Annotated in this window: 15 protein-coding genes and 1 pseudogene; 12 read left to right on the forward strand and 4 right to left on the reverse strand. The window is 38.5% G+C overall.

Annotated features, from left to right (window positions below; translation table 11 throughout):
• Window positions 1-154 precede the first annotated feature (154 nt).
• The 3 genes and pseudogenes from P8O70_08710 (at window position 155) to P8O70_08720 (ending at window position 821) form a co-directional block, all read left to right on the forward strand.
• Window positions 155-238, forward strand: a pseudogene (locus P8O70_08710) (pentapeptide repeat-containing protein).
• A complete protein-coding gene (locus tag P8O70_08715) occupies window positions 233-523 on the forward strand; it encodes a pentapeptide repeat-containing protein (GenBank protein MDG2196958.1) in 291 nt (96 codons plus the stop codon). The pseudogene P8O70_08710 and the gene P8O70_08715 overlap by 6 nt, the downstream one beginning before the upstream one ends.
• A 94-nt stretch (window positions 524-617) precedes the next feature.
• A complete protein-coding gene (locus P8O70_08720; GenBank protein MDG2196959.1) occupies window positions 618-821 on the forward strand; it encodes a hypothetical protein in 204 nt (67 codons plus the stop codon).
• Window positions 822-1164: 343 nt separating this feature from the next.
• On the opposite strand, the gene P8O70_08725 is transcribed toward P8O70_08720, so the two are convergent.
• Window positions 1165-2298 (reverse strand): fatty acid desaturase, encoded by a 1134-nt coding sequence (locus tag P8O70_08725; GenBank protein ID MDG2196960.1) that lies wholly within the window; start codon window positions 2296-2298, stop codon window positions 1165-1167.
• A gap of 300 nt (window positions 2299-2598) precedes the next feature.
• Between P8O70_08725 and P8O70_08730 the strand changes: the two genes are divergently transcribed.
• The 3 genes from P8O70_08730 (at window position 2599) to P8O70_08740 (ending at window position 3812) form a co-directional block, all read left to right on the forward strand.
• A complete protein-coding gene (locus P8O70_08730) occupies window positions 2599-2973 on the forward strand; it encodes a hypothetical protein (GenBank protein MDG2196961.1) in 375 nt (124 codons plus the stop codon).
• 75 nt (window positions 2974-3048) lie between these two features.
• A complete protein-coding gene (locus P8O70_08735) occupies window positions 3049-3450 on the forward strand; it encodes a hypothetical protein (protein MDG2196962.1) in 402 nt (133 codons plus the stop codon).
• A 167-nt stretch (window positions 3451-3617) separates the two neighbouring features.
• On the forward strand, window positions 3618-3812 hold the full coding sequence (locus tag P8O70_08740) for an excalibur calcium-binding domain-containing protein (GenBank protein ID MDG2196963.1): 195 nt from the start codon (window positions 3618-3620) through the stop codon (window positions 3810-3812).
• A 12-nt stretch (window positions 3813-3824) separates the two neighbouring features.
• Here P8O70_08740 and P8O70_08745 read toward each other — a convergent pair whose 3' ends face one another.
• The 3 genes from P8O70_08745 to P8O70_08755 all read right to left on the reverse strand — a co-directional run bounded on the left by P8O70_08745 (window position 3825) and on the right by P8O70_08755 (window position 6456).
• A complete protein-coding gene (locus P8O70_08745) occupies window positions 3825-4340 on the reverse strand; it encodes a DUF3015 family protein (GenBank protein MDG2196964.1) in 516 nt (171 codons plus the stop codon).
• Between the two features lie 464 nt (window positions 4341-4804).
• Window positions 4805-5287, reverse strand: a complete 483-nt coding sequence (locus P8O70_08750) for a hypothetical protein (GenBank protein MDG2196965.1) — start codon at window positions 5285-5287, stop codon at window positions 4805-4807.
• Window positions 5288-5643: 356 nt separating this feature from the next.
• The gene (locus tag P8O70_08755) at window positions 5644-6456 is read right to left on the reverse strand and encodes an aldolase/citrate lyase family protein (protein MDG2196966.1); all 813 of its coding nucleotides are present in this window, start codon (window positions 6454-6456) and stop codon (window positions 5644-5646) included.
• 591 nt (window positions 6457-7047) lie between these two features.
• On the opposite strand from P8O70_08755, the gene P8O70_08760 reads away from it, so the two are divergent.
• From P8O70_08760 to P8O70_08785, 6 genes are all read left to right on the forward strand, one after another.
• Window positions 7048-7146: an excalibur calcium-binding domain-containing protein gene (locus P8O70_08760; protein ID MDG2196967.1), complete on the forward strand. Its 99-nt coding sequence runs from the start codon at window positions 7048-7050 to the stop codon at window positions 7144-7146.
• Between the two features lie 154 nt (window positions 7147-7300).
• Window positions 7301-7630, forward strand: a complete 330-nt coding sequence (locus P8O70_08765; GenBank protein MDG2196968.1) for a GYD domain-containing protein — start codon at window positions 7301-7303, stop codon at window positions 7628-7630.
• Window positions 7631-7800: 170 nt separating this feature from the next.
• Window positions 7801-8004 carry a hypothetical protein gene (locus P8O70_08770; GenBank protein MDG2196969.1) on the forward strand — a complete coding sequence of 68 codons (204 nt, stop codon included), beginning with the start codon at window positions 7801-7803 and terminating at the stop codon, window positions 8002-8004.
• A gap of 69 nt (window positions 8005-8073) precedes the next feature.
• Window positions 8074-8394, forward strand: coding sequence for a hypothetical protein (locus tag P8O70_08775; protein MDG2196970.1), 321 nt, complete (start codon window positions 8074-8076; stop codon window positions 8392-8394).
• A 327-nt stretch (window positions 8395-8721) separates the two neighbouring features.
• Window positions 8722-9126: a hypothetical protein gene (locus P8O70_08780; GenBank protein ID MDG2196971.1), complete on the forward strand. Its 405-nt coding sequence runs from the start codon at window positions 8722-8724 to the stop codon at window positions 9124-9126.
• Window positions 9127-9167: 41 nt separating this feature from the next.
• Complete coding sequence (locus P8O70_08785) at window positions 9168-9434, forward strand: hypothetical protein (GenBank protein MDG2196972.1); 267 nt, start codon at window positions 9168-9170, stop codon at window positions 9432-9434.
• Window positions 9435-9756: the final 322 nt, after the last annotated feature.

The following is a 9756-nucleotide window of genomic DNA, read 5'->3' on the forward strand; positions in this document are numbered from 1 at the left end:
CATCGTAAAACGCTTTGCTAGAGCAAATCAAAAACGATGTTGGAAGTTTCTTTGAAACTGCTCATCCATAAGCTAAACAACCCTTAAGCTCCAACGCCGCATTGGTTGCAACCTGACTGAGGCTTCCCTTTTTGGTTGAGACCTAAATGGAGCCAATCTACAAGCTGCCAAATTGGATTTGACAAACTTAGCAAATGTTAGCTTACGTGATGCTAACTTGGATTTTGCAAATATGCGGGGGACTTATTTGATTGGAGTCTACTTGGTTGGCACAAATTTGACTGATGGATATCTCAGCGGAGCAAATTTGCAAAATGCTAATCTGACGAGGTCTGTGGTGCTGGGTGCCGATCTGCATGGGGCTGATCTAACAGGTGCCAATCTTCAAGAGGTCAATTTGCGCAATGCCCGATTTGAAAGAGCAGTGCTGAGGGGAGCGACACTAGACTTTGCTGATCTGATTGGTGCCAAATTCTGTAACACAATTATGCCCAACGGAGATACAGCCATTAAAGATTGTTGATACTTGTTTTCACTGCTAATGCCTTCATGAACTATCCAATGTTGAGACTCAACTTCAATCCAATCGAACTGTAAACACCATTTTTTGAGTGAGAATGACGAAAGCAGAAGCATATGGGAGAGTGTGGGGTCTGAGATGCAAAGGAGATTTTTCTCTTGTGGATGAAATTTACCATCCTGAATATTCAGTTTTTGTGGACACTACAGGAATTACAGCAAATCTTGAGGATGACAAAACAGTGGTTTTTTTTAGCTCTGAGCAGTTCAATTGTTATTGGTTCTTACAAGTGTGTTTCTGAGAATGAAAATCTGTTGTGTATCCAAACTTGCAGCATATTCAGAGAGGCAGAAATATTTCGTTCCTTTACTACAAAAGCTACCTATAGTTAGGGTAGAATTATTAATCAGAAGACCATTGCAGAAGAACTAAACTATGATCCCAGAGAAGGGCAGAATTGGAACGGGGAAGACTACGAGTGATCAGCAAGCGGTGGGAGTACTACACTATCGCAGAAATCAGATCACAGACACTTGCACAAGATAGTCAGAGTTAAAACGTTGAGCATTTTTTATCAAAATTGGAAACAATTTTTTGGGACATGAAAGGACTAATCAATATTATACGTGTGATTGTAGCAATTCTTAAAGATTAGGAGCGAGATCCCCAATTGATGATGCTAGAGGATCAGTATTAACTCTTTTATCTTTCAGTCTTGAATCTGGTATGGGCGTATCAAACTGATAGTCTCGATCAAATTTTTGCACTCTCCATATTTCAATCATTTCTTTCCAAGCATCAATCAAAGTTCTCGGTTCAGGCATGTCAAATTTTATTTCCTTATGCAATTTTTGTAAATTGTAGCACGGAACCCCTGCAAACATATGATGTTCAATATGCCAATTCATGTGCCAATACAGGAAAGATAAAATTGGGTTCAATGTAATGGTTCTAGTATTTTTCCTGAAATCAGGGACGTTGTTTTGTAGCCCACAGTGTTGAGTTAGACCAACAAAATATGAAGCCCAATTTGCCATAAATGAGCTAAGAGTAATCACTAAAAAGAGCCACCAATGTCCAGAAGTTATTGAAACCATTAAGATGCAACTGTGAAAAAGAAGTAGTATTCTTGACCAAAGTATTGATTTTCGATGTTGTGATGGTTGGTCATCATGCAATGCTTGCAACCATTCTTGACATGGAATTTTTGTGGATCCAATCCTTCCAAAAGAAGAAAGACCTGTCAAATATACTGTGGAGAAAAATCCCCCTTTACTAAATACTCTATCAGGTTTTGAGAAGAGATTTAATGTAAAGATTTGAACTAATGTAACAGGTGAAAGAGAGGGTTGAAGCGGTAGCAAATTCTCTCTATCGACTGCAGGGTACATAGTGTACCGATGATGATATGTGTGACTGGAAGCGTAATCGTAGGGATCCCACCAACTTATTAGACTGTAAAGATACAGAAAAAACTTATTATAAAATTTAGTATGAAATACAGTACCATGTGCTAGTTCATGAGGTGCGACACCCGACAAAAAACTGCTCACAGTACCATGTACAAATAACATTGCTAAAAAAGCGTACCAGACGCTGTTATGCCAAAAAACATATGTCAGACCACCTGTCATCAAAAATATAGCTAGATGTCCACCTGCTTGGACAAAACCTTTTTTGTCACTTTTCAAACATAATTTGCTCAGAACCACTTTTTCAATTGGACATCTGTACCAATCTGGACGAATCTCTTTTTTTATTTCAGAAAGTGTTGTCATTTCACATCTCACCAAAAAATTAAAAATCTACCAATTCTTTGCTTTTATTTTTGAGTAGATCTTTACTTAGCTACATTTTTTATAAATTCATAAGAAAAAATTAGATTAGCCTAGCTAAATTTAACAAAGACAAGACAATTTTTTTCTGAAATTGAATTTTACATACAAATTTCACACACACATGAATTTGAACTCCCCAAAAGATATAACTGGAACTTGGAAAACTTTGGTTGATCAGCAAGCAGCGAATGCTTATACCAACGTAGAAATCAAATTATTAAATTAAGCATTAGGAGAGAAATGACCAAAGCTGAACAATTTGATAAAGCTACAAAGTTTGTAATGAAAGGCGATTTAACATTGTATGATGAGATCGTGCACCCCGATTACGAGTCTATGAATCAGCGCATGTCGGTGAACAAAGAAATGAGCAAATCCATTCTTTCTGGAATTGGTGATCTGATTACTGTTGGGCCTATGCACAGGATCTATGAAAATGAAGAATTTGTATGTATCCATCGCTATTCAAGAGTTGCCAGTGCCGATATTTTCAATTCAGTGATGACAGCAATTACCTATAAAATTGGGAAAGTAATTAATCAACAAACAGTCCGAGAAGAATTAGATTATGATCCCAGCGAAGGCCAAGACTGGAACTGGGAGGGCTACGAGTGATTGGCTAGAGAGAAGTTGGTAGGCTGCACGATCAGCACAATCAAATCACGGATATCAGCAACATAGTGAGGAAGAATGACAAAAGCAGAGACATTTATTAAAGCTTGGGAACTTGTAATAACAAAAGAAGATGCCTCACTGGTTGATAAAATTTATCATCCAGATTACTCCTCCTTTGATCCTGTTGCAGGAGTTGAAGTCAACCTAGAATCTGACAAACAAGTGATGCTAACTCTAAGGCATGATCTCATACTCACCAGACCAATAAGCGTATCTGAGAGCGATAATTTAGTGCGTCTTCAAAGGTACAACCGATTCAGAGACATCGATATTTTCAATTCAGTTACAACTTCTGTTCACTACAAAGACGGAAAGATTGTTAGTCAAGAATCAGTAATTGAGGAATTAGATAAAGACCCAAGCGAAGATCAGGAATGGAATTGGGAGGATTTCGATTGGAAACTAGGTGCTGAGTAGTTGAAACAGATACTTCGAAAGAGTTTGATCTGATATTTTTATGACTTTGCTGGGTGTCTCAATGATCTGTTCATAGAAACAAGCAATACATCTGGTCATTTCAGAGGCAATGTATGGTTGGGTTTTGTAGAAAATCTTGCAGAGACTCGATTCTGAAAGAACCCATAATGACAGAAGAGTGTGCTGGAACGATCGCTCTATTCAGCAACAAGCAACCCTTTGATTCAGTGGATTGCTCCGCCAAGAGATATTGTAAGGATATGTCAACCTGTGATGAGGCCAAGGCGTACCAAATTCAATGTGGAATGAAGAATCTGGACAGAGATAGGGATGGTGTACCGTGTGAAGCGCTGTGTGATTGAGCAGCGTAATACCTACGAATGTCCCAAGCACTGCTTCAGATCTTTATCTGTGTTGAGGACTGTGAAGAAATTGTTGATGGAACCATCGTAGTCTTTGTCCGCAAAAACGTATCCATGGTTGCGGTGAATGACAGTCTCAAAGGCTGCGTACTGGTCAACAGAACATCCAGTCAGTGAGGCTAATGCTTCCAGATGCTGCCCAGATCCTTTGGCGCTCTCTTCTGCGATCTGCTGGTAACTATCATTGAAGAACTTCTGGATATTGGCAGTACGCCAGTTGCAGTTTGTAGTTGTTGCGAAAGTATCAATCGTGTAATTGGAGGTAATGGTGGTTGCCTGAGTAATGTTTCCGGTCAATATTTTGACATTTTCTCTCACCGAAACAGCTCTTCCCATTTTGTTATCGCCAGTATGACCTCCAAAAAAAGATGTACCCACCAGCAGTTCATCTCCATCAAAATCAGATTCGTGACAAGCTAGCAGATTGTTTGAACTTACGAGAGAAAAAGTCCCAACCATTACAATCATGATTTTCAATCTGGTTGTAGTCCTCATTGTGTTCCCCGATTTCTTTGTGAATGTACGTTGATATGCCATTAGAAATGCATTGAATGTCCCTCCTACGTCAAGTAACCAGAGTCAGTGAATAGCATGACTGCCGAGGTCGACTATCAAGCAAAACGCTACTGTAGCCATATGAAGCGCTTCGACTAAGCTAAGGCATACTTGATCCAGTGTGGAATGAAGAATTTGGATTGTGATGATGTGCCGTGTAGGAGTCTTTGCAACTAATCAAACTGGGGACTCCCTCAACTTCTTAAGATTCTGCTGTTGGGGTTGATTGTTTTGAAGAATTTCTGCAGAGAGAAAGTCGCATCACGCAGATGGAAATCGAAGTGATGCAATTATCTAGAATCGCACATCAAGTCTATCTAAAACAATAAGCTATTACTAAATTGCCAATCTCAATTATATCTGCGTCAGTAAATTCGTTACTCCTTCATAAAAACAACTGGTGATGAAGGAGAAGATGGGTATCCACCTTCGGCATAATCTCCAATTATCAAGGAAGTTTCTGATCCAACTATGCTGTTATAAAGGGTTGTGTTTTTCTCTGGATAGGTACTGCTATCACACATCTTACCCAAAACATCTACTTGTGAACCAGTCACCCAAGTAGTCAATCCACAGAAACTTGTGCTATTTACAGCCGTTGTATAAGTGTCGTTGGTTATTGTTAGAGTATAAGTCTGAATTTTGGCTGTGATTAGGTATCCCTTCGTTCCATCTCCAGCCTCAGAACTTGTGCCTTTAAAGTCAGAATATGTACTTGCCTCCTTCATTACCTCTGAACTGCAGGTGGTATCTGAATAGTATAATGAAGTTGTTGCGATACCTGATCCAGAAATCTCCATAGAAGATTTGGTGTAAAGAGCTTCCCCATCGAAACTACAATCACTATTCCACTTGCCCACAAGTTCAGGAAATGAAGTTGAAGTCCCAGATGATGCACCGCTATCTTATGAAGAGGGAGCGCATCCAATCAAAAGGGCCAAGCAGCAGAGGTGAGTGTGGTCATAAAGTTTTTAAATATCATTACCTTGGAATATCAGTTGTTAATTTTGGAAGATGGCCATTGAAGTTTTCAATTGTTTAATCGCAACTCATGCTGAGAATCTCTACTCCAATAAATATTTGTCAAGACTTATGAATTCTATCTTATCTTTAGTTGCAGACCGCCCACTTATCAATATATCTAGGATCAAGTAACCATCTTTATTTATTCAGATGCATAAAATCATCAATTTTACTCAAAAAATCTAATATTTTTTCAAATACTAATATTCTCTCTTCTACTGATGTTATCCTCACCAACTAAACTCCTAATTTCATTGAGATCATTCTCTAATCCATCCCTAAAGAAGAGAGCATCTGCCTTATGGATTAGCATATTTGCACCAAGGTCCAGTAATCTCTTTTGATACTCAGGAGTACCCCAAGCATGAATTCCTGCACCAATAGATTTTGATCTGACTTTCTTGAAGACCATCTCAATAGTATTTAGGTAAATGGGATTATCATATTCTTCAGGAATTCCTAAACTAGTTGTAAGATCATGTGGACCAATCTGGATAGCGTCAATGCCTTCAATTTCTAAAATCTGATCAAGATTTTCTATAGCAGGTTCACTCTCAATATTTAATATTAATAAATTATTTTCATTGAATTTATTTATATAATCATCTAATGATTCTTCTAAGTTTTTCTTACCTGCCATCAATTGGTTTAACCTACTACCTTTTAGTGGTCTCTTCTTAGTCGCACCCACTAATTCTTTAACTTGAGTGACTGTCTCAGTATACGGAGAAATAATTCCAGCTGCTCCATCATCTAAGAACTCAGTAGCAATATATTGATCTGGAGATTTCATTCTCACCAAGGGAGGCAGTCCCATCGCTGAGTATGTCCTACACATCCATGATAGTGTTTCACGACTTATAGCTATGTGTTCAGTATCAATAAAGATGAAATCTAGTGAGCAATCTTTTAAGATTTTTGGCCAAAAAGGTGATGTTGAAACGATGAGTGTACCCAAGACTAAATCTCCTTCTTTTAATTTCTTCTTCAGTGCTAAATTTTTCATAAATTTTTTTGTGTTGAATTAATTAAATTGGTTTTTTTAAAGAGGTAAAGAGCTACGTGATGTAGCTAATTTCTACAGTGAAGACAATTAAAACCTGATGATTAAACTGTAGTTACACAATATCATTTATTTACATGATTCCCCAAGTAGACTAATTGTAGCAGAATTAAGGTGTCGCAAAATTTCTCAAAAGTCTTTAGTTTATTGAACCATTGCAATTGCTTGTACACCTACTTCAAAAAATGGGATACGAGGGATTATCAGTTGTAAACTTATTTTGGAGGAAATTCTTTTGATAACGAATATCTGGTCTTCACTTTTGTGAAAATCAGGCTATTTCGATAAGTAATTGGCGAGTTCATTTCGATCAACCAAATTTTAAGACAGACACGCAAACAGTATTCTTGCAGAATCTACAGAAGATTCTCCAGTAATAATGTGTAGAGGTGTTGATCATATTTGAGGACTGGTTGAAAAGTTTTGAGTTTCACTGCTCAAATTTTGATTAGTCTCAACCCATTAATTTCAATATCCAAGACCCTTACATGAACCTTTTATCACTCACCTTCGTCCTGTCTGATCAATCACCCATTGCAGACCAGTACCAGCTTCCATTATTTGCATCAATGTGGAATCAGTCGCTTGGACGGTGACAAAGATGGATTGCCCTGTGAGGGGTTATGTGATTGAGCCACCTCATTGAGCCTCAGATCTAGTTTGTTGGCTCTGCTGGTACTCCGAAAAATCTATTGAAAGTTTCCTCTACTGACTATTTAGTTAGACTTTAACCATTGATGCGTTAATGCTCGCATCACAATCATGTACCCAACAGCAAGGAGAAATCATGGCACTTTATCTGGCCAGAGCAAAGTATAGCAACGCGGCATTCAAGGGAATGGTTGATAACCCCCAAGATCGTGAGGCGGCTGCCAATAAACTATTTTCTGCACTCAATGTAAAAATGCATAACCTCTACTTCAGTGTGAGCAGCGCGGAGATCGTGGCGATCATGGAAGGCAGTGCAGAAAACATGGCTGCTGTTGAAATGGTTACTTCATCAACTGGAACCTTTAGCTCTTTTGAAGCGATCGAAATCATTGATTCCAAGTCGATGACAGCGGCAATGGAAACTGCCAACAAAGTGGTTTCTGCCTATCAGGCGCCCAATAAATAAATCATTGGTTTGGCTATGTCTCAAACCGAACGGGATTCCACATTTTTAGTTTGGATTCTTGGGCCTACGTACTAATTTATCAGTCATATTTGGATTTCTTCATTTCAAGAGGAATTATGAATCTATGTGTTGTATCGGAGTACAGTTGTACCGTAGAGGATTTCAAAAAGATGGTGCAATCATATGAAGAAGAGACCAAAAAGTTTATTTCTGAATATGAAATTGCCGAAATTAACGAACATAAAACTGCGATGTTCATGAATGTCACTGACATGGAAGCTTTACAAACGCTAATGACAAGCCCCGAAATGAAAGAGTGGGATAAAGCGAACAACTGTGTTGATGTTGTCTACTCCCTCGAGAAAATTACTTAAATTTAAATCTATAAAGTAAAGAGTGTAACTTAAAATGATATTCAAGTACTTAAAGCGAATACAAACTGAATGAAACTCAAGCTGTCTTTGGATGTGATTTATGAAGTCTCGCCAGAAGTAATCAAGGAACTAGAGATTGAATTTGGTAGTCGTGATGATGTGATGAAAGAGCTTTATAGTCGTTTGGAGCAAGAATTAGTAGGATACTTTGCTGAAGAAATTCATGAGGATCTTCTCGAAGAGACTGAAGTTAGTTTTGATTCAACCACCACAAAGATCTATTCAGTGGAGTTGTTGGAGGATTCTGGTGAGGGAAAAGAAACAAGCATTAACCTCTATACACCTCCCGTAGTATCAGAAAACACACTTTCGAGAGAGCTTGGGGAATAAAATTTTGTTGGTTTCAGCGTTAAATCTCAAAAGATCTATCCTATCTTCGAAAGTAGACTCAGCAGAGTTGTAAATCGCACTAGCTAAATTACTTGAATAGAGCAACTTTGAATTTAGACCAACTGAGTCTCATCTTTCTCAATTTGCTATAACACTGAATTATATCTGGTAAAAGCAGATAATAAGCTAAAAAAGCATCCGATCATTTCAGACTTACTTGATTTTTGACTTCCTCCCAGTTGGTATAGGAGGCCTTCATGACTAAATATCGGTCATAACCAATACCCGAACAAAGATTTCTTCAACTCGATATGAAACGGAGTATTTATGTTAGGCGAAAAAATTGGATCAGCCACGGCAACCTCTGTTAGCAAGGTACTACCTACAGAAGGAACCCTGCCAAAATTTGAAATCACTGCTCAAGGTAGTGGGAAGATTACAGGAGTTGATGTTCAGTTCATGGGTACATATCACGCTGAAATGAAAGCTGATGGCAGCATGTACGGAGAATGTCCAAATTCAGCCATACTAATGGCTGCTGACGGAGTGGCTACTTTGAGAGCAAGTGGTGTTGGCAGAACTGAGCCAGATGGTTCAACGAAATTTCGTGGAATTGTTTACATCGAAACCACGGCACCATCTCTGATGAGTTTGAACGGTAAGGCAATCGTTCAAGAATATGATGTTGATGCTGCAGGGAATGCTAACTGGGAAATGTGGCACTGGGCTTAAAAATTTGACTAAATTTAAGAATCTTAAACCAAAGGAACAAAATGAAAATTCTTGCATCTGCAAAAATTACAAAAGGCTGGGATCATTGGAAAAGCGTCTTCGAAAGTGATCGCCATAAGCAGATACGCTCAGATGCTGGAGTGAATGTAGTTGGGTATGGATATCACCCTGACACTGGTCGGGCTTATGTTGTTCAAGAAGTTGGATCAATGGAAACCATGCAAAAAGTGATGGCGGAAAATCAAGATGCACTCGATGAAGTTGGAGTGGATATGTCGACAATGCAAATGATTCTTCTCGAAGGTTGATCGCTAGATTTCTACAAAAAATTCAAATCATTGGATGTTAGTCAATTTACTTAGGGGATAGATAAAGAAGTATCACCTGCTAATCGTTCTATCATGAGGCAACAGCGTCCTTGCACCTCTTTAAATTCAAATTGAGCAACGGCACTTTTGCAGTCTACATGAAAGAACCTCCTCATCGAGAAACAGTGGCTTACAAACTGGTCGGAGCAGCAGGAGACATGATTCATCATTACTGAAGCTATCAAAATTTTGAGATCGATTCAGAAACAATCACAGCAGTTGGGATGGTGACTGTGTCTAATATTTTCAAAGGTTTAGAGTG

This window comes from SAR324 cluster bacterium (assembly GCA_029245725.1).
GTDB lineage: Bacteria > SAR324 > SAR324 > SAR324 > NAC60-12 > JCVI-SCAAA005.

Coding starts and splice junctions, on each gene's coding strand:
- P8O70_08715 (MDG2196958.1), top strand. CDS start 233: ATGCGGGGGACTTATTTGATTGGAGTCTACTTGGTTGGCACAAATTTG.
- P8O70_08720 (MDG2196959.1), top strand. CDS start 618: ATGACGAAAGCAGAAGCATATGGGAGAGTGTGGGGTCTGAGATGCAAA.
- P8O70_08725 (MDG2196960.1), bottom strand. CDS start 2,298: ATGACAACACTTTCTGAAATAAAAAAAGAGATTCGTCCAGATTGGTAC.
- P8O70_08730 (MDG2196961.1), top strand. CDS start 2,599: ATGACCAAAGCTGAACAATTTGATAAAGCTACAAAGTTTGTAATGAAA.
- P8O70_08735 (MDG2196962.1), top strand. CDS start 3,049: ATGACAAAAGCAGAGACATTTATTAAAGCTTGGGAACTTGTAATAACA.
- P8O70_08740 (MDG2196963.1), top strand. CDS start 3,618: ATGACAGAAGAGTGTGCTGGAACGATCGCTCTATTCAGCAACAAGCAA.
- P8O70_08745 (MDG2196964.1), bottom strand. CDS start 4,340: ATGATTGTAATGGTTGGGACTTTTTCTCTCGTAAGTTCAAACAATCTG.
- P8O70_08755 (MDG2196966.1), bottom strand. CDS start 6,456: ATGAAAAATTTAGCACTGAAGAAGAAATTAAAAGAAGGAGATTTAGTC.
- P8O70_08765 (MDG2196968.1), top strand. CDS start 7,301: ATGGCACTTTATCTGGCCAGAGCAAAGTATAGCAACGCGGCATTCAAG.
- P8O70_08770 (MDG2196969.1), top strand. CDS start 7,801: ATGGTGCAATCATATGAAGAAGAGACCAAAAAGTTTATTTCTGAATAT.
- P8O70_08775 (MDG2196970.1), top strand. CDS start 8,074: ATGAAACTCAAGCTGTCTTTGGATGTGATTTATGAAGTCTCGCCAGAA.
- P8O70_08780 (MDG2196971.1), top strand. CDS start 8,722: ATGTTAGGCGAAAAAATTGGATCAGCCACGGCAACCTCTGTTAGCAAG.
- P8O70_08785 (MDG2196972.1), top strand. CDS start 9,168: ATGAAAATTCTTGCATCTGCAAAAATTACAAAAGGCTGGGATCATTGG.